Annotated in this window: 17 protein-coding genes; 5 read left to right on the forward strand and 12 right to left on the reverse strand. The window is 71.7% G+C overall.

Annotated elements, in window-relative coordinates:
* Positions 1–22: 22 nt before the first annotated feature.
* Positions 23–541: a flavin reductase family protein gene (locus KV097_RS04865; RefSeq protein ID WP_308289345.1), complete on the reverse strand. Its 519-nt coding sequence runs from the start codon at positions 539–541 to the stop codon at positions 23–25.
* A gap of 70 nt (positions 542–611) precedes the next feature.
* Between KV097_RS04865 and KV097_RS04870 the strand changes: the two genes are divergently transcribed.
* Positions 612–1,796, forward strand: coding sequence for a winged helix DNA-binding domain-containing protein (locus KV097_RS04870; protein WP_220365226.1), 1,185 nt, complete (start codon positions 612–614; stop codon positions 1,794–1,796).
* A 13-nt stretch (positions 1,797–1,809) separates the two neighbouring features.
* On the opposite strand, the gene KV097_RS04875 is transcribed toward KV097_RS04870, so the two are convergent.
* From KV097_RS04875 to KV097_RS04900, 6 genes are all read right to left on the reverse strand, one after another.
* Positions 1,810–3,051: an ROK family transcriptional regulator gene (locus tag KV097_RS04875; protein WP_220341529.1), complete on the reverse strand. Its 1,242-nt coding sequence runs from the start codon at positions 3,049–3,051 to the stop codon at positions 1,810–1,812.
* 116 nt (positions 3,052–3,167) lie between these two features.
* Positions 3,168–6,053, reverse strand: coding sequence for an aconitate hydratase (locus tag KV097_RS04880; RefSeq protein ID WP_220365227.1), 2,886 nt, complete (start codon positions 6,051–6,053; stop codon positions 3,168–3,170).
* A 214-nt stretch (positions 6,054–6,267) separates the two neighbouring features.
* On the reverse strand, positions 6,268–6,822 hold the full coding sequence (locus KV097_RS04885; RefSeq protein ID WP_220341527.1) for a GNAT family N-acetyltransferase: 555 nt from the start codon (positions 6,820–6,822) through the stop codon (positions 6,268–6,270).
* A gap of 15 nt (positions 6,823–6,837) precedes the next feature.
* Positions 6,838–9,399: an SCO7613 C-terminal domain-containing membrane protein gene (locus KV097_RS04890; RefSeq protein ID WP_220365228.1), complete on the reverse strand. Its 2,562-nt coding sequence runs from the start codon at positions 9,397–9,399 to the stop codon at positions 6,838–6,840.
* Positions 9,400–9,445: 46 nt separating this feature from the next.
* Entirely contained in the window at positions 9,446–10,708 is a 1,263-nt protein-coding gene (locus KV097_RS04895) for a class I SAM-dependent RNA methyltransferase (protein ID WP_220365229.1), read from the reverse strand.
* Between the two features lie 28 nt (positions 10,709–10,736).
* On the reverse strand, positions 10,737–12,749 hold the full coding sequence (locus tag KV097_RS04900) for an APC family permease (RefSeq protein ID WP_220342485.1): 2,013 nt from the start codon (positions 12,747–12,749) through the stop codon (positions 10,737–10,739).
* 89 nt (positions 12,750–12,838) lie between these two features.
* Here KV097_RS04900 and KV097_RS04905 point away from each other — a divergent pair, with 89 nt between their 5' ends.
* Together KV097_RS04905 and KV097_RS04910 are read left to right on the forward strand one after the other, a co-directional pair.
* Positions 12,839–13,492 (forward strand): TrkA family potassium uptake protein, encoded by a 654-nt coding sequence (locus KV097_RS04905; RefSeq protein ID WP_220346217.1) that lies wholly within the window; start codon positions 12,839–12,841, stop codon positions 13,490–13,492.
* The gene (locus tag KV097_RS04910) at positions 13,489–14,175 is read left to right on the forward strand and encodes a TrkA family potassium uptake protein (protein WP_220341524.1); all 687 of its coding nucleotides are present in this window, start codon (positions 13,489–13,491) and stop codon (positions 14,173–14,175) included. The genes KV097_RS04905 and KV097_RS04910 overlap by 4 nt, the downstream gene beginning before the upstream one ends.
* Positions 14,176–14,178: 3 nt before the next feature.
* On the opposite strand, the gene KV097_RS04915 is transcribed toward KV097_RS04910, so the two are convergent.
* The 4 genes from KV097_RS04915 to dut are packed head-to-tail and all read right to left on the reverse strand — an operon-like array spanning position 14,179 to position 16,533.
* Entirely contained in the window at positions 14,179–14,907 is a 729-nt protein-coding gene (locus tag KV097_RS04915) for a DUF3159 domain-containing protein (protein WP_220341523.1), read from the reverse strand.
* Positions 14,904–15,275, reverse strand: coding sequence for an OB-fold nucleic acid binding domain-containing protein (locus tag KV097_RS04920; RefSeq protein WP_220345005.1), 372 nt, complete (start codon positions 15,273–15,275; stop codon positions 14,904–14,906). Before KV097_RS04920 ends, KV097_RS04915 begins: the two co-directional genes overlap by 4 nt.
* A 39-nt stretch (positions 15,276–15,314) precedes the next feature.
* Positions 15,315–16,022, reverse strand: a complete 708-nt coding sequence (locus KV097_RS04925) for a DUF3710 domain-containing protein (RefSeq protein WP_220365230.1) — start codon at positions 16,020–16,022, stop codon at positions 15,315–15,317.
* Positions 16,023–16,077: 55 nt separating this feature from the next.
* Entirely contained in the window at positions 16,078–16,533 is a 456-nt protein-coding gene (dut, locus tag KV097_RS04930; RefSeq protein ID WP_220341520.1) for a dUTP diphosphatase, read from the reverse strand.
* Between the two features lie 53 nt (positions 16,534–16,586).
* Between dut and KV097_RS04935 the strand changes: the two genes are divergently transcribed.
* Positions 16,587–17,057 (forward strand): DUF3093 domain-containing protein, encoded by a 471-nt coding sequence (locus tag KV097_RS04935; RefSeq protein WP_220345002.1) that lies wholly within the window; start codon positions 16,587–16,589, stop codon positions 17,055–17,057.
* Between the two features lie 97 nt (positions 17,058–17,154).
* Positions 17,155–17,499: a DUF4235 domain-containing protein gene (locus tag KV097_RS04940; RefSeq protein ID WP_220341518.1), complete on the forward strand. Its 345-nt coding sequence runs from the start codon at positions 17,155–17,157 to the stop codon at positions 17,497–17,499.
* Positions 17,500–17,625: 126 nt separating this feature from the next.
* On the opposite strand, the gene KV097_RS04945 is transcribed toward KV097_RS04940, so the two are convergent.
* Complete coding sequence (locus KV097_RS04945; protein WP_220341517.1) at positions 17,626–17,922, reverse strand: DUF4193 domain-containing protein; 297 nt, start codon at positions 17,920–17,922, stop codon at positions 17,626–17,628.
* Positions 17,923–17,986: the final 64 nt, after the last annotated feature.

The following is a 17,986-nucleotide window of genomic DNA, read 5'->3' on the forward strand; positions in this document are numbered from 1 at the left end:
CGCTTATACAAGCACTGTCAGGTCACCCGCCGAGGTCCACGTACCGCCCCCGGAGATGGGCGAGCGCCGGTGCGTCGTCGGCGATCTCGACCGTCTCCACCACTCCCTCGACCAGCAGCGGCCAGCCCACCTGACGCGGCTCGCGCGCCACTCTCGCGCCGAGCCACGCGGTCGCCGACGCCAGCACGGGACCGTACGGCGTCTCCGTCCACGTTCCCAGCCTGAACGGGCCGCCCGGGGCCGGCGCCGTACCGGCGAAGGGGTCGGCGAGCGCCCGGTCGCGCGCCCCCACGACGTTGACCACGAACGGTGCACCCACCACGAGCGCATCGGCGAGGTCGCTGTCCTCGTCGACCAGGAGGAGGACGTGAGCCGGGTCCCCCTCGGCGACGACGAGGGACGAGACGGTCAACCCGGCACGCGACCGGCCGGCGCCCGCGGTGCACACCGTGACCGCCTGCGGAAGCCGGCCGCGGAACCGCCGGACGGGATCCCGCTCGCCCTCGGGCGGCAGGAACGGGTGCTCGGAGTGGATGGTCACGCCGTCAGCGTACGAGCGCCGCGGCGCGAGCCCGAACCGAAACGTCCGAGCGGCACGCCAGGATGGTCCGGTGCGCATCACCGACGAGCAACGACGTCACCGCCTCATGGTCGGCCACCGGGTGGGTGTGAGCCCGTCGAGGTCCACACCGACGGTCGAGGAGATCGTGCGCGGCGTGCTCGTGCTCCACGCGACCGACCCCGCGACGGTCTATCTCTCCGTGCTCGCGCGCGCAGGGTCCCTGACCATCGCCGACGTGCGAGAGGCGATGTACGAGCGACGGACGCTGGTGCGCGTCCTCGCGATGCGCCGCACCCTGTTCGTCGCCGACCGCGAGGACCTGCCGGTCATCCACGCGGGAGCCAGCCTCGGCGTCGCCCGGATGCTGCGGACCCGACTGCTCAAGCAGCTCGCGACCCTGCCGACCGACCCGCCCGTCCCCGACCCGGCCACATGGCTCGCGCACGTCGAGGGGGCCGTCGGCGCCGCCCTGCGAGAGGCAGGGACGGCGACCGGCGCACAGCTCAGCGAAGCCGTCCCCGAGCTTCGCACCGCGATCCTGCCCACCACCGACAAGGCGTGGGACGTCCGCCGGACGGTGACCTCGCCGACGCTCGCGCTGCTCTCCGCGGAGGGTCGCATGGTGCGCACGGAGCCCCGCGGGTCCTGGACGTCGCGCCACCACACCTGGGCGCCGATGGAGGCGTGGTTCCCCAGCGGTCTCCCCGACCTCCCAGAGGCCGACGCCCGCGTCCGGCTCGCCGAGCGCTGGCTGGAGGCCTTCGGTCCGGCGACCGGCGACGACCTCCAGTGGTGGACCGGCTGGAACAAGACCCAGACCCGCGCCGCACTCGCCGGGCTTGACCTCGTCGACGTCGAGCTGTCCGAGGGGCAGGGGGTCGCCCTGTCCGGCACCGAGATGCCCGACGCCCCCGAGCCCGGCGCGACCCTGCTCCCCGCGCTCGACCCGACGCCGATGGGTTGGAAGCATCGCGGGTGGTATCTCGGCGAGCACCGCGAGCGTCTGTTCGACCGGATGGGCAACATCGGGCCCACGGTGTGGTGGGACGGCAGGATCGTCGGAGGCTGGGCGGTCCGGCCCGACGGCGAGGTCGTTTACCGGCTCCTCGAGGACGTCGGTGCCGACGCCACCGAGACCGTCGACCAGGCTGCCGCGCAGATACAGGCGCGACTCGACGGCGCGACCGTCACGGCCTCCTTCCCGACGCCGCTCGAGCGCGAGCTCCGGGCGTGAGGCGCCTCGCGGGCTAGACCGAGATCGTCGACCGCACGCGCCCGACCACCGACTCCGCCTCGGCGGAGACCAGCAGCGGATCGGCCATCATCGCTCCGAAGGCCAGCTCGCCGGCCCCCACCAGCACCGAGTCGCGCCCCAGGCCGGGCAGCAGGATCTCCGTACGCCGGTCGGTGGCATCCAACGTGCCATGACGGAGCTCGGCGTCGACATCCGCGCGGACCGCGGGATACAGCGCGCTCAGCAGGCCGCCGAGGATGACGGCCTGCGGGTCGAAGACGTTGACGAGGTTGGTGATCCCTACCCCGAGCTTGTAGCCGACCTCGCGCAGCGGCAGCGACGGCGTACGCACCTCCTCGAGCAGCGAGACGAGGTGCGCGATGTCGTGCGAGGGCGTCCCGAGCGCGTCGGCGACCGCCACCGCCCCGATCTCGGTCTCCCAGCACCCACGGTTGCCGCACCGGCAGCGTCGGCCGTCCGAGGAGATCCGCATGTGACCCACCTCGCCGGCGTACCCCACCGTGCCGAAGAGCCCTCGGCCCCGCGTGATCAGGCCGGCACCGACGCCGACGTCTCCAGCGAGGTAGACCACGTCCGACATGCCTCGCGCCACGCCGCGGGTGTGCTCGGCGAGCACACCGAGGTTGGCGTCGTTGCCGATCACCACCGGGACCCGGCCGCCGATCCGCTGCTGGAGCAGGTCTCCGAAGGGCACATCTCTCCACTGCAGGTTGGGCGCGTAGTGGATGCGTCCGTCCTCGGTCGAGACGATGCCGGGGATCCCGACGCCCACACCGACCAGGAGGGCGTCGTCCGGGACGTCCACGAGCAGCTCGGCCGTCGTGCGCGCGACCTGCTCGGCCACCGCCTCCGGCGTCACCTGGGGCGCGAGGGGTGACGACGCGCGATCGAGTACGGCCCCGCCGAGGCCGACCCGGGCGAGCTCGATGCTCTCCACCCGCAGCTCGACGGCGACCACGCAGACCTGCCGCTCCCCCGGGCGTACGTGCAGCGACGGCCGCCCCGCGCCCTGGCGGTCGCCCCCGGGCGTCGCCTGGGCGACGACGCCGAGGCGCTCCAGCTCGCCGACAAGTGCGGCGATCGTCGACCTGTTGAGCCCCATCCGGGTGGTGAGATCGGCCCGGGACACGTCCCCGTCACGGTGGACGTGGCCGAGCAGGGTGCCCAGGTTGTGGCGGCGTACCGCCTCCTGGTTGGCACCCTTGCCGGTCGGTCGCTGCTGCTGCAGTGGCACCGCGTCGTACCTCTCCCTGTGGTGTCCGAGCGAGGCGAAACTAGCACGCCCGGGTCCAATTTTGTCGTCGCTGCAACAAAATCGGCCCGGGCGTGGCTAGCGCAGGATCGGAGCACTCAGGCGAGGAGCGACCGGAGCACGTACGGCATGATGCCGCCGTTGCGGTAGTAGTTCGCCTCACCCGGCGTGTCGATGCGGACGATCGCGTCGAACTCGACGCTCTCACCGTCGGCGCCGGCCGCGGTGACCTTGACCGTCTTGGGCGTCCGACCCTCGTTGAGCCCGGTGACGCCGGTGAACGAGAACGTCTCCTCACCGGTGAGGCCGAGCGACTCCGCGTTCTGACCCGCGGGGAACTGCAGCGGCAGGACGCCCATGCCGATCAGGTTGGAGCGGTGGATCCGCTCGTACGACTCGGCGATGACGGCCTTGACGCCCAGCAGGGCGGTGCCCTTGGCTGCCCAGTCGCGGGAGCTGCCGGACCCGTACTCCTTGCCGGCCAGCACCACGAGCGGGATGCCCGCCGCCTGGTACCTCTCCGACGCCTCGAAGACGGTCGTGACCTCACCGTTCTCGTTCAGCTGACGGGTGAAGCCGCCCTCGGTCCCCGGCGCCATCTGGTTGCGGAGCCGGATGTTGGCGAACGTGCCGCGGATCATGACCTCGTGGTTGCCGCGACGCGAGCCGTACGAGTTGAAGTTGCGCGGCTCCACACCGTGCTCGGCGAGGTACTTGCCGGCCGGGCTGTCCTTCTTGATCGCGCCCGCAGGCGAGATGTGGTCCGTCGTGACGGAGTCGCCGAGCTTGAGGAGCACGCGGGCGCCCTCGATGTCGGTGACCGGCGAGGGCTCGTGCTCCATCCCGTCGAAGTACGGCGCCTTGCGGACGTACGTCGAGTCGGCGTCCCACTCGAAGACGTCGCCCTCCGGCGTCGGCAGCGACTGCCAGCGCTCGTCACCGGCGAACACGTCGGCGTACTCGCTCTTGAAGGTGTCGGCCGACATGGCACCGGCGACGACCTCCTCGACCTCCGAGGGCGCCGGCCAGATGTCGCGCAGGAAGACGTCGTTGCCCTCCTGGTCCTGGCCGAGCGGCTCGTTGAACAGGTCGGTGTCCATCGTGCCGGCCAGCGCGTACGCGACGACCAGCGGCGGGGACGCCAGGTAGTTCATCTTGACGTCGGGGTTGATGCGACCCTCGAAGTTGCGGTTGCCCGACAGCACGGACGTGACGGCGAGATCACCGTCGTTGACCGCCTGCGACACCTCGGGGATCAGCGGGCCGGAGTTGCCGATGCACGTGGTGCAGCCGTAGCCGACGAGGTTGAAGCCGAGCTTGTCGAGGTACGGGGTGAGGCCTGCGCGCGCGTAGTAGTCGGAGACGACCTTCGACCCGGGCGCCAGGGTGGTCTTGACCCACGGCTTGCGCTCCAGGCCCTTCTCGACGGCGTTCCTGGCCAGCAGGGCTGCGCCGATCATCACCGACGGGTTGGACGTGTTGGTGCACGACGTGATCGCGGCGATCGTGACCGCGCCGTGGTCCAGCTCGTACGTCGTGCCGTCCGCGGTGGTCACGCGCTGCGGGTTGCTCGGGCGACCCCCGTCCTTGGGAGCCGCGGAGTGCCAGTCGGCCGGCGCGGCGGCGTCGTCGTGACCGTTGCCGTTCCCGTTCGTCGCCGGCGCATCGCTCGCGGGGAACGACTCGGCCGACGCCTCGTCGGCGCCGACGGTGACGCCGTACGGCTTCTCCTGCGGCGGGACACCGGGCTTGCGGTCGTCGCCGCCGGTCTGGTCGTCCTCGACGTAGTTGGCGAGGACGGTGCGGAACGCCTCCTTGGCGTCGGAGACGACGATACGGTCCTGAGGACGCTTCGGGCCGGCGATGGACGGGACGATCGTCGAGAGGTCGAGCTCGAGGTACTCGGAGTAGCGCGGCTCCCGGTCGGCGTCGTGCCACAGGCCCTGGGCCTTTGCGTAGGCCTCGACGAGGGCGATCTGCTCCTCGGACCGCCCGGTCAGGCGGAGGTACTTCGTCGTCTCGTCGTCGATCGGGAAGACCGCGATGGTCGAGCCGTACTCGGGGCTCATGTTGCCGATGGTGGCGCGGTTGGCCAGCGGCACGGCACCGACACCGGAGCCGTAGAACTCGACGAACTTGCCGACGACGCCGTGCTCACGCAGCATCTCCGTGATCGTGAGCACGAGGTCGGTGGCGGTGGAGCCCTCCGGGAGCTCGCCCGAGAGCTTGAAGCCGACGACGCGCGGGATGAGCATCGAGACCGGCTGGCCGAGCATCGCAGCCTCGGCCTCGATGCCACCGACGCCCCAGCCGACGACGCCGAGGCCGTTGACCATGGTCGTGTGCGAGTCGGTGCCGACGCAGGTGTCGGGGTAGGCCTGGAGGACGCCGTCGACGGTGCGGGTGAAGACCGTACGGGCGAGGTGCTCGATGTTGACCTGGTGCACGATGCCGGTGCCGGGCGGGACGACCTTGAAGTCGTCGAACGCGGTCTGGCCCCAGCGGAGGAACTGGTAGCGCTCGCGGTTGCGCTCGTACTCGATCTCGACGTTGCGCTCGAACGCGTCCGGCGTGCCGAAGACGTCGGCGATCACCGAGTGGTCGATGACCATCTCGGCGGGCGCGAGCGGGTTGATCTTGCTGGGGTCGCCGCCGAGATCAGCCATCGCCTCACGCATGGTGGCAAGGTCGACGACGCACGGGACGCCCGTGAAGTCCTGCATGATCACGCGCGCAGGCGTGAACTGGATCTCTTTGCTCGGGTCCGCGTCGGCGTCCCACCCGGCGAGTGCCTTGATGTCGTCCGCCGTGATGTCGGCGCCGTCCTCGGTGCGGAGGAGGTTCTCCAGGAGCACCTTCAGGCTGAACGGCAGCGAGTCGACGTCCAGGCCCTCGCCCGTCACCGCTCCCAGCCGATAGATCTCGTACGCGGTCTCCCCGACGTTCAGGGTTTCCTTCGCGTTGAAGCTGTTGACGCTGGCCATCGCCTCTCCTCTTCCGTCCTGCCGGAACCCGCGGTCGCGAAGCGGGCCCTCGAGCGGCGTCGCCGTCCATCGTCGCGCGCGCAGCAACGCGGCGCGCAATGAGGACAGCCTGGTCGCCGCTCGTCATTTATCTCGATGTCAAGATACACGGTATCAAACGTCGGCCACGCAGGGCGAACGAGACGAGCGTGCCCTCGGCGCCCGGGCCGGCGCGTCAGTCTCGACAGACGAGAACGACGTAGGTGTGCCCGTCGTCAGGAGACTCGAACTTGTCGATCGGCACGAACCCGAGAGCGTCGACCACCTTGAGCGCTCGGACGTTGAACTCGGTCACCGTCACCCGGAAGGCGGCGGGCGCGAAGCGCTCTCGGGCGAACTCCAGGCCGACCGCCATCGCCGCCTGTCCGAGCCCCTGGCCCGTCAGCTCGGGGCGCAGCCCACCGGCGGTGTCGAGGGCGTCGTCGTCGTAGTCGTAACCCGGGACCCGCGCCTGGGCGCCGTAGCACCGGTAGCCGATGAACCGTCCCTCGTGCAGGAGGGCCCAGAACCCCTGCGAGAGATCGGCGAAGCGTCGAGGGTGCATGCCGGTCAGGTCGTAACAACCCTGTGGCTCGAGGTAGCTCCAGGTCGCGACGTCGTCGGCGTGCTCACGTGTCAGCTCGACGATCTGCATCCGTCCGCCCCCCGCTCGTCGCCGGGTCACCCGACGCCGCCAGCCTGCTCCGTGCTCGGTGCAGGTGCCCGTATCCAAGCATGTGACGACGCTCACGGGCAATGCCTCCTGTCACCGAAGTCGCTGGACGTATGCCACCACGGCGCGCGCGTCACGGACCCGGGCCTCCCACGTCGCCCCGGCGAGGACCAGGCCGACTCCCACCACACCGGGCGGAAGCCACCGCGGGAGGTCACCGACGAACGGCCCGGCCCAACGGACCACAAGCACCGTCGTCAGCGCGCCGCCGATCACGAACGGTGCACGCCACCGCAGCGACGCTCCGGCGGCGAGGACCCCCACCGCGGCCAGGGCCAGAAGCAGCCCTCGCAGCGAGGCGGGATCGCCCAGTGCCTGGGGAAGGCTCGGCAGCAGGGCGAGCGTCAGCCCCGGCCAGAGGACGTCGCTCGAGCGCGCGGCGTCGCGTACGACGAGAACGGCACCGACCGCGAGCAGGACGATCCCGAACGGCAGCGTGTAGGCCTCGACGACCCCGATGTCGGAGGCGACCAGCCGAAGGACGTAGGCCAGGCCGAGCAGAGCGGCACCCGTCGGTGCGTAGATCCGCCGGTCCGCACGCAGCAGGCCGACCGTCGTCATGGCCACCCCCACGATGGTGAGGACGAGGCTGGACCACGCCGTCCCGACCCACGCGGCGAAGCCCACGGAGACCAGCCCGGCCATCGGCGCCACCACCTCGACCGCCAGGCGTACCGGCGCGGGGAGGCGGGGTACGGCGCTGCCGAGGAGCAGCACCGCCGCGAGGCCCGCGGCGACCAGCGCCAGCACCCTCGCGTCGGCGCCGGCGACGTCCGCCCAGCCGACGGCGGCCGCGACACCGAGCACTCCGGCGACACCAACGGCCGCCGCCACCCCTGCGTCCCGTTGAGCACTGCGCGGTCGCAGAGCCAACGCCGTCGCGGCGACGACGATCGCGGCCGCGGCCGCGGCCGTCCACGTGAGCGTCGCGGCCGGAGCCGATCCGATCGGAGCCAGCGCGGCCGCGGCAGTCCAGAGCAGGGCCGTCGCGGCAGCCACGACCGATGCGCCCGAGTCCTCCCGGAGGAGCATCCACAAGACCGCCGCTCCCCCGGCGACGACGAGCTGCCCGAGAGCCAGAACGACGACCGGCGCGTCCAGCAGGACGACCAGCACCGCGGCTCCTGCCACCGCCAGCAGTGCGGCGGTCGCCAGCAGCGCGACGCGCTGGGGCCGCGTCGACGACGGCTGCGGCCACCACGCCACGACACAGGCGACGCCCGCGGCTCCGAGCCACAGCGCGAACGCCCGGCCGGGCGACAGCCCGGAGTCGGCCGCCAGGCGAAGACCAACGTCGGTGGACCACCCCGGCAACCACGAGTCGCTCACCGCGGACAGCGCACCCACTCCTGCGACGACGACCCCGATGAGCAGAGGAAGCACGCCGACCGCCAGTGCGGCGCGGACGCCGGTCTCCCATCCTCGCGACCAGCGCGCGTGCAGGAGGCCCGCGCCGGCCAGCACCAGGGGCACCGCGATCCAGGTCGTGGACGCCACCTCGGGCGGCACCTGCTCGCCGACGAGGAGGAAGACAGCGGCGACGCACACCGCGAGGTCGAACCCTGCGACGCCGCGGACCAAGGAGACGGCCAGCCGAGCGACGTGCCCGGAGAACGCGTGCGAGACCACGACCGAGAGGGCCACCACGAGGACGCCGTGCAGCAGCGCGGCAGGAGCATCTCCCTCGGACCAGCGGGTGGAGAAGGTCGGGGAGAGGGCGACGCCTGTCACGATCCACAGCGCGGCGAGCCCCAGCATCGACGCTCCCCCGAGCGCGGTCACCCAGGCAGCCACCAGGAGTGCGCCGCGCCAGCACACCACCGCGAGCAGGATCACGAGGGCGGCCACCGGGGTCAGCGTCCAGCGCAGGTCCACCTCCATCAGCAGCACCAGCGCGACTGCCGCCGAGACGGCACCGATCGCCACACCCAGCTGGGCCGAGACGAGGGTCGGCATCCATCGGCGCGACCAGACGGCCACCACGGCACCGACACCGGCCAGGACGGCCCCGAACCCGACGACCACCGCGGCGCCGTCCAGCTCGTCGAGACCGAGCAGGCCGGCCGACATCGCTGCACCGGCGTCGACGGCCGCGAGGACTCCCGTGACCGTCCACATCGTCTCGGCCGAGGCGCGGAGCCGGCGAGTCGTCAGCCACACCGCCGACCCGCAGGCGACCGCGGTGAACGCCAGCAGGATCAGGGTGCGACCGGTGAGGCCGACCCGTCCCCACGTCACGGCGATGAACACGAACGCCGCCACGACAAGGCACAGCGCGCCCAGGGCGAGAAGGGTGCCGCCCACCGTCCAGCGTCGGGACGCGCCCGCTGGCGGACGGCCGGGCGTCGCTACCGGCGGTCCCCCGGCGGGGGCAGCCCTCGGTGGCTCCACCGGCGGTCGGGCGGCAGCCTGCTGAGCTCGCCAGACGGCCGCCTCGTCCTGCAGCTCTCGGAGCACCGTGTCGGCCTCGCTCAGCAGGCGGAGGAGGGCGAGCGGGCGCTCGCCGCGGAGCTGGACGGAGCAACGGGGGCATCGCGGCGAGCCGCTCGCAACGGTGCCGCAGCTCGGGCAACGGGTGGGGTCGGCGTAGGTCACCCGCGAAGTCTCTCGTGCGCGGGGGGCACCCTCCTCAGGACACTCCTCACGACGCGCGGTCGAGGACCGCAACACACTCCACATGGTGAGTCATCGGGAACAACGCGTACGCCTCGAGCGACCCGAGCACGTAGCCCTCCTCGCCGAACGTCTTGACGTCACGGGCCAACGCCGCCGGGTCGCAGGCGACGTAGACGACCCGCCTCGGGCCGAGTGCCGCGATCCGACGGACGACGCGGGCACGGGCACCGGTCCGCGGCGGGTCGAGCACCACCACGTCCGCCCGCTCCCCCACCTCGCCACGCCGAAGCGCCTGCTCGACGTCGCCGTTGACGACCCTGGCCTGCGGTAGCCCGTGCAGGTTGCGGCGTGCGTCGCGTGACGCCCGCGGGTCTCCCTCGACGCTGATCACGGTGCCCGACGACCCCACCTCCTCGGCGAGGAACGCGGTGAAGAGGCCGACGCCCGCGTACAGATCGGCCATCGTCTCCCCCGGCCTGGCCTCTACCGCTCGCCGGACGGCGTCGACCAGTGTGGCGGCCGCCTGCGGGTGCACCTGCCAGAAACCGGCACCACCGACCCGGAACTCGCGGCCGTCGACCTCCTCGCGGACCCATCCCCGTCCACGGACCCGGTGGCCGTCGGCCATCAGGCCGACGGCGTCGACGTCAGGCAGCTCCCCCGTGACGTCGTACGCCGCCACGAACCTGTCGCCAGTGGACCCGGCCACCGCTGTCACCCGCGACGCCGGCCACGGGGTGTCGAGCACCCGCGGCAGGGCAGGGGACGCGATCGGGCAGTCCTCGAGCGGGATCACCTCGTGCGAGCGGTGCTTGCGCAGTCCGAGGTGCCCGTGAGGATCGGCGGCGAACGTCACGCGAGTCCGCCACCCGAGTCCGTCGGCGGCGGTGTCGGACAACGGCGGACGGACCACGACATCCCGCTCGATGCCGGCCAGCCGGCTCAGCTGCTCGCTCACGACGGCGCCCAGCAAATCGCGCTGGACACCGAGGTCCACGTGCTGGAAGTCGCACCCACCGCACAGGCCCGGCCCGGACACCGGACACCTGGGCTCGACCCGCCCCGGCGCCGCCTCGAGGACCTCCACCGCGTCCGCGCGGAGGAATCTCGCGCCCGCGGCGCCCTCGGTGATCTCTGCGACCACCCGCTCGCCGGGCAGGGTGTGCCGGACGAACACCACGCGGCCGTCCCACCGGGCGACGCAGTGCCCGCCGTGAGCGACCGCCCCGATGTCGAGCTCCACCCGGGTCCCGGTCAGGTCGTCGGTCGCGTCTGCCTGGGTGCTCATGCCTCCAGGGTGACGCATGCCGCCCAGGTCACGGCTTCCGGCGCTCGTTGAAGGTCCGTCCCTGGCGCACCTCGCCCGGCACGGGGCGTACGCGCTCCGGACCGCGCTGCTTGGCCGACTGCAGGAGGTAGGGCACGCTCGTCACGACCACGCCGGGGGTGAACAGCAGGCGGCTCTTGAGCCGGAGCGCGGTCTGGTTGTGGAGGATCTGCTCGTACCACCGGCCGACCACGTACTCGGGGACGTAGACCATGACGATGTCGCGCGGGCTCGCCCGGCGCAGCTCCTTGACGTACTTGATCACCGGCCGGACCAGCTCGCGGTACGGCGACCCGATGACGACCAGCGGCACGGGGATGTCAAGGGCGTCCCACTGCTCGGTGAGCCGCGTGGTCGCAGCAGGGTCCAGGTCGACGGTGATCGCCTCCAGCGCGTCGGGCCGTGAGACCCGCGCGTAGGCGAGCGCACGCATGACCGGCTTGTGGAGGCGACCCACGAGCACGATCGCGTGCACGCGCGACGGCAGGGTCACGTCGGACTCCTCGATCGCGAGCTCGTCGGCCACCTCGTCGTAGTGGCGCCGGATGCCGCGCATGAGGACGTAGAGCACCACCATCGCCGAGATCGCGATCCACGCTCCGGCGAAGAACTTGGTGACGAGGACGATCACGAGCACGGTGGCCGTCATCGCCAGCCCGAACATGTTGACCGAGCGCGACCGCTTCATCCGGCGCCGCTCGGCGGGATCGGTCTCGGTCCGGAGATGCCGGCCCCAGTGCCGGAGCATGCCCAGCTGGCTGAGGGTGAACGAGACGAAGACGCCGACGATGTAGAGCTGGATCAGGCGGGTCACCTGGGCGTCGAAGGCCAGGATCAGGACGATCGCGGCGAGCCCCAGGAGCACGATGCCGTTGCTGAACGAGAGCCGGTCGCCACGGGTGTCGAGCTGCCGCGGGAGGTGTCCGTCGCGCGCGAGCACCGAGCCGAGCACGGGGAACCCGTTGAACGCCGTGTTCGCGGCGAGGACCAGGATGATGCCGGTCGTGGCGACCGTGAGGTAGAAGAGCGGCTGCGCGTTGTCGTACACCGCCGCCGCCAGCTGACCGATCACCGTGTCCTGGACGTAGGAGTCGCCGACCGGCACGCCGTCGCGGGTCAGCTGCGTCGCGGGGTCCTCGGCGAATCGCAGATGGGTCAGGTCGGCGAGCACGACGATGCTCATCAGCATCGTGACCGAGATGACGCCGAGCAGCGCGAGGGTGGTCGCGGCGTTCTTGCTCTTCGGTCGGCGGAACGCGGGGACGCCGTTGCTGATCGCCTCGACACCGGTCAGCGCCGCGCAGCCCGACGAGAACGCACGGGCGACCAGGAACGTCATCGCGACCGCCGAGACCGCCCCGAGGTACGGCTCCTCCGCGGCGAGCTCGAGGTCTGCGCTCGCGACCTTGGGGAGGTCACCGAGGGCGTAGCGGGCGAAGCCCCACAGCGCCATGCCGATGATCGAGGCCATGAAGAGGTAGGACGGGATCGCGAAGGCGGCCCCCGACTCGCGCAGTCCGCGCAGGTTGACCGCGATGAGGAGGAGCACCAGCACCGACGCCGCCAGCGCCTCGTGCCCGTTGAGCCAGGGCAGCGCCGCGGTGGCGTTCTGGACGCCCGAGGAGATCGAGACCGCCACGGTGAGGACGTAGTCCACCATCAGCGCCGAGGCCACCGTCACGCCCGCGCGCGGCCCCAGGTTGACCGTCGCCACCTCGTAGTCGCCGCCACCGCTGGGGTAGGCACGGACGTTCTGCCGATAGGACGCGACCACCGTCAGCATCACCACCGCGACGGCGAGGCCGATCTTCCAGTTGAACGCGTACGCAGACAGCCCGCCCATCGACAGGACGAGGAAGATCTCGTCCGGCGCGTACGCCACCGAGGACAGCGCGTCGCTCGCGAAGACGGGCAGCGCGATGCGCTTTGGAAGCAACGTCTCGTCGAGCTGCGTACTGCGCAGCTTGCGCCCGAGGAACATGCGCTTGCCCAGCTCGGCCATCCCCACTCTGAGGATCGTAGACCTGTCCCTCCCGGCCTGCGCTCGGCCCCGCCCGCGCGGTGTAGCGTCGTCGCGTGCACATCGTCATCATGGGGTGCGGCCGCGTCGGCTCGACCCTCGCGCAGCGCCTCGAAGAGCGCGGTCACTCGCTGGCCGTCATCGACAGCGACGCCGACGCGTTCCGCCGCCTCGGGCCCTCGTTCTCGGGTCTGACCGTGACGGGCCTCGGCTTCGACCGCGACGTCCTGCAACGAGCCGGGATCGAGCGGGCGCACGCCTTCGCCGCCGTGTCGTCCGGCGACAACTCCAACATCATCTCGGCACGCGTCGCCCGCGAGCAGTTCGGCGTCGACACCATCGTCGCCCGCATCTACGACCCCGGACGCGCCGAGGTCTACGAGCGCCTCGGCGTCCCCACGGTCGCGACCGTCACCTGGGCCGCCGACCAGGTGCTCCGTCGCCTGCTGCCTGCGGGCCACGACCCCGTCTACCGCGACCCCAGCGGCGAGGTGCGCGCCGACCAGGTTCCCGTGCAGGCGAAGTGGGTCGGCCGGACCGTCGACGCCCTCGAGAAGGCCACCGGAGGGCGGGTCGCGAGTCTCGCGCGCTTCGGCAAAGGGCTGATCCCGACCGGCGCCACGGTCCTCCAGGACGGTGACGTCGTCCAGCTGTTCTCTGCCATCCCCGACTCTGCGGACGTCTTCAGCGCCCTCGAGCTGGGCCCCCGAGAGGACGAGTCATGAAGGTCGCCATCGCCGGTGCCGGTGCCGTCGGACGCTCGGTCGCCACCGAGCTCCTGGAGAACGGGCACGAGATCCTCCTCATCGACCGCAACCCGCGAGCGATCCGCTCGCACGCGGTCCCCGAGGCCGAGTGGATCCTCGCCGACGCGTGCGAGCTCTCGGCGCTGGAGACCGCGCAGCTCGAGCAGTTCGACGTGGTCATCGCCGCGACGGGCGACGACAAGGCCAACCTCGTCGTGTCCCTGCTCGCCAAGACGGAGTTCGGCGTGGACCGCACGGTCGCCCGCGTGAACCACCCCGACAACGAGTGGCTCTTCAGCGGGTCGTGGGGAGTCGACATCGCGGTCTCGACGCCGCGGATGATGTCCGCCCTGGTCGAAGAGGCGGTGACCGTCGGCGACCTCGTGCGTCTGTTCTCCCTGCGCGGGTCCAACGCCAGCCTCGTCGAGCTGACCATGCCCGAGGACTCCCCGTACGTCGGGGTCCGGGTCGGCGACGTCCCGTGGCCGCGCGACGCGGTGCTGGTGGCGATCCTTCGGAGCAAGAGCGTGCAGGTGCCCGAGCCCGACCGCAGCCTCGAGACCGGCGACGAGCTGCTGTTCGTCGCGGCGATCGACTCCGAGCGCGCGCTCGAGCACCTGCTCGCGCCCAGCGAGCACCAGGGCGACCCGGGCGAGGGGTGACGGTCAGTCGCGCGGCTGGAGCTTCGGCTGGATCTCGAGCGCCTCGCGCGACAAGAGCTTGCCGGCCGCCTCGGGATCGGCGGTGGGCGTGTGGTTGCGGCCGAGCAGGTACGCCATCGCGCCGAGCGCAGCGAGCTGGAGCGGCCACCCCATCACGATCTTGGCGGTGCCGAGCAGCGCCACGTGGTCGCCGACCCACAGCGGGTACTGCACCGCGACGCGCAAGAGGCACGGGATCGCGAGGATCAGCGTGAGACGCGAGCAGAGCCGCGTCAGCGCACGGTCGCGGTGCCAGGCGGTGGGATCGCCCGTGACGCTGCCGACGAGGAAGCCGACCAGCGGCCACCCGACGACGACGGTGAGCAGGAGCACCGCGCCGTACGCGCCGTTGTAGATGACGCCCGGCAGGAAGGCGTCTCGCGCCTCGCCGGAGCGGAGCGCGAAGATCGCGGCGATGCCGATCCCGAACAGCGAGTTGAGGACGAACTGCGTGGTGCTGCGCTGGACCACGCGGGCGACCAGCAGCACGACCGCGAGGCCGACACTGATCCCGAGCGCCAGCTTGAGGTCGCGGGTGATGAGCCAGCTCGCCGTGAAGCCGATGGTCGGCACCGCGGCCTCGAGCATGCCTCGGACGCCACCGAGCGCCTTGGCGAGCTGCGCCCGCACGACCTGCTCGACGGTGACGTGGGCATCGGGACGCTCGGCGGGTCCCGCGGTCTGACCGGTCATCGACTCAGCTCGTATCGGGGGTTGTAGATGACACGGCCACCCTCGCGCAGACCTAACCGTCCGGTCGCCGTCAGCACGCGCCCGACCTCGATGCCGGGCACCCGCTTGCGGCCGAGCCAGACGAGGGTCAGGGAGCCGGAGCCGTCGTAGAGCACCGCCTCGAGCGCCCGGGACTCCGACTGGGGACGGAAGGTGACCGTACGCAGCTCGCCGTGGGCGGTGACGACATCGCCCGCGCGCTGGTCGCACAGGGGCAGGCACCCCGCCTCGACGGCCTCCACGCGCAGCTCGGCGTCGTCCGCGCGCTCGGCGAAGCCGCTCATCCGCTCACGCGCGCGGCTCCACAGTGTGCCGGTGGTGCTCGTCATGGTCCCAGCGTAGGCCGCGCGCGGTCGCGCCGCCTCGCCTCAGGCCTCGCGGGTCGGCGACTCGGCACGGACAGCACCCGAGGGGACGACCACGGGGATCTGCTCACGAGGGGGCATCGGGACGTCACCCCGGACGATGATCAGGTCGCGGACGGTCTGCTCGAGGAGGCTGTCCGGATCGGACGTCTCGCCCAACGTGCCCATGAAGGTGGCACGCAGCAGCCATCGCGGACCGTCCACACCGATGATGCGGCTGGCCTGGACGCCTTGGCGGCCGTCGGGCGCCTGCACCGGCACCTCGACCCGCAGCTCGCGACCGAACGACGAGTCGACCTCCTCGACCTTGCCGCCGACACGCTCGACCTCGGCGACGATCTCGGGGCGGATCTCGTCCCAGAGCCCCGCGTGGCGGGGCGCGGCGAAGGCCCGCAGCTCGACCGCGCTGCCCTCCCCCATCGCCACGACGGACGTGGCGACACCGGACTCGGGGTCGGTCGGAATCTGGATGTCGAGCCCCACGCGGCCGTGCACGATCATCGCGCCGACATCGACGTAGGTGGGGTCGTCCTCGGGAACCTCCCGCTCGGAGGCGTCCCATGGTCCGGACGACCGGTCGTAGGCCGGAACGGCCGTCTCCGGTTCCTCCGGCGTCTCGGACGTGGGCTCCTGCGGCTGCGCGGTCGCCTCGGAAACCTCGGCGGACTCCGCGGCGGCGTCGCCGTGCGCCTTCTTGCGACGACCGAACATCACCGCGCTCCTCTCGTCTGTCTGCTTGGTCGGCTCCTCGCGTGCCCGGTCGTTGTCACGACCCCGAGGCCACGGCGAACCCGCCCGTCGAACCGTACCCCCCGTCACCCCGTGCCGACTCGGGGAGGGCGTCGACGACACGGAACTCCGCCCGCTCGACCTTCTGGAGCACCAGCTGGGCGATCCGGTCGCCCCGAGCGAGCACGATGGCCTCGCTCTGGTCGAGGTTGACCAGGCACACCTTGATCTCGCCACGGTACCCCGCGTCGACGGTCCCCGGAGCGTTCACGATGGACAGTCCTGCCCGGGCGGCGAGTCCCGAGCGAGGGTGCACGAGCGCCACGTACCCGACCGGGACAGCGATCGCGATCCCCGTCGGGACGAGCGCGCGTTCTCCCGGCTGGAGCGTCAGGTCGACGGTCGTGCAGAGGTCTGCCCCCGCGTCCCCGGGATGGGCGTAGGACGGCAGCGGGATCGACGGGTCCAGACGGGTCAGCATCACCTCGAGCATGAACGAGGACCCTACCGGGCGGACCGCCCGTGCGGGCATGGCAACCTGGGGGCATGACCCGTGAGGCCGACGCGCCGTCGTACCGCGAGCATCTCAGCGTCCCGGTCTCGTGGTGGCTGGCCGGTGCCGGCCTCACCGTGATCGTCTGGTGGATCTTCGTGCTCGCCACGCCGATGTGGGTGGCGCTCGGCGCGGGCGCGGTCGCCGGGGCCGCCGTCGCGGCGGGTCTCGTCCAGTACGGCCGGGCCGTCGTCGAGGTCTCCAACGTCCACCTGCGCGCCGGGGCGGCTCGCCTGCCGCTGGTCTACTGCGGCGAGGTCACCGCCCTCGACGCCGCCCAGACCCGCGCGCTGCACGGCCCTCAGGCCGACGCCCGCGCGTTCTTCCTCCTCCGGCCCTACATCGCCACCGCAGTCCAGGTCCAGGTGACCGACTCGCGCGACCCCACTCCGTACTGGTTGATCGGCACCCGCCACCCTCACGAGCTCGCCGACGCGCTCAGCGCACGTCGCGCCCGCGGCTGACGCGCGGACCCGCCACGCCCGGACCTGCGACCCGTGACGAACGGATAACGTGTGGGCCAGACGGCTCCGTACGACCGTGACGAAGGGAAGGAAGACCGTGGCGCGCAGCACGAAGAAGGCCCCGACCGCCAAGGGCAAGAAGTCCAAGAAGGGGTCGGGCAAGGCGGCCTGGAAGCTGCTGGACCGCACGGCGACCGTGGCCGCCGGTGTCATCGCCACCCAGGCGGCCGCCCTCGTCTGGCGTGCCGCGACCGGTCGCAAGCCTCCCACCGACGACATGTCGCGTGATCCGGCGATGGCGACCCGCGAGGCCGTGGCCTGGGCGGTCCTGGCAGGGGCGAGTGCCGGCCTCATCAAGGTGGTCCTCAACCGCCAGGCGGTCAACTACTGGGTGCGCTCGACCGGAGATCTCCCGCCCGGTGTGAAGCGCCCCAAGGCCTGAGGTCCTGAGGCAGCACAGTCCCCTGGGTACGGCGACGCCCCCGACCGCTGGTGCGGTGCGGGGGCGTTGTCGTTCGCATGCATCGACGCTGCCGGCAGCCTGTCGTGATGCCGGCGAGCGACTGCCTCAGGCGCAGTCGACGCAGATCAGCTGCTTGCCCTTCTCGCGGGCGAGCTGGCTGCGGTGGTGCACCAGGAAGCACGAGCTGCAGGTGAACTCGTCCGACTGCTTCGGAAGAACCTGGACCGAGAGCTCCTCGTGGGACAGATCTGCACCGGGGAGCTCGAACGACTCCGCGGCCTCGACCTCGTCCTCGTCCACCTTGCCCGAGTTCTTCTCGTGGCGGCGGGCCTTGAGCTCTTCGATGCTGTCTTCCGACTGCTCTTCTTCGGTCTTCCGAGGAGCGTCGTAATCAGTCGCCATGAACCCTCCTCTTCGACTCTCACATCCGGGCCTCCGAGCGGCCGGATTCATCCCATTTCAATAA

Source organism: Mumia sp. zg.B17, from assembly GCF_019550915.1.
Taxonomy (GTDB): domain Bacteria; phylum Actinomycetota; class Actinomycetes; order Propionibacteriales; family Nocardioidaceae; genus Mumia.

What these genes read in the sequence shown, in the direction of transcription:
- KV097_RS04910 (WP_220341524.1), top strand. Translation starts at nt 13,489, where the DNA reads ATGAAGGTCGCCATCGCCGGTGCCGGTGCCGTCGGACGCTCGGTCGCC.
- dut (WP_220341520.1), bottom strand. Translation starts at nt 16,533, where the DNA reads ATGCTCGAGGTGATGCTGACCCGTCTGGACCCGTCGATCCCGCTGCCG.
- KV097_RS04925 (WP_220365230.1), bottom strand. Translation starts at nt 16,022, where the DNA reads ATGTTCGGTCGTCGCAAGAAGGCGCACGGCGACGCCGCCGCGGAGTCC.
- KV097_RS04920 (WP_220345005.1), bottom strand. Translation starts at nt 15,275, where the DNA reads ATGACGAGCACCACCGGCACACTGTGGAGCCGCGCGCGTGAGCGGATG.
- KV097_RS04895 (WP_220365229.1), bottom strand. Translation starts at nt 10,708, where the DNA reads ATGAGCACCCAGGCAGACGCGACCGACGACCTGACCGGGACCCGGGTG.
- KV097_RS04935 (WP_220345002.1), top strand. Translation starts at nt 16,587, where the DNA reads ATGACCCGTGAGGCCGACGCGCCGTCGTACCGCGAGCATCTCAGCGTC.
- KV097_RS04905 (WP_220346217.1), top strand. Translation starts at nt 12,839, where the DNA reads ATGGGGTGCGGCCGCGTCGGCTCGACCCTCGCGCAGCGCCTCGAAGAG.
- KV097_RS04915 (WP_220341523.1), bottom strand. Translation starts at nt 14,907, where the DNA reads ATGACCGGTCAGACCGCGGGACCCGCCGAGCGTCCCGATGCCCACGTC.
- KV097_RS04900 (WP_220342485.1), bottom strand. Translation starts at nt 12,749, where the DNA reads ATGGCCGAGCTGGGCAAGCGCATGTTCCTCGGGCGCAAGCTGCGCAGT.
- KV097_RS04945 (WP_220341517.1), bottom strand. Translation starts at nt 17,922, where the DNA reads ATGGCGACTGATTACGACGCTCCTCGGAAGACCGAAGAAGAGCAGTCG.
- KV097_RS04880 (WP_220365227.1), bottom strand. Translation starts at nt 6,053, where the DNA reads ATGGCCAGCGTCAACAGCTTCAACGCGAAGGAAACCCTGAACGTCGGG.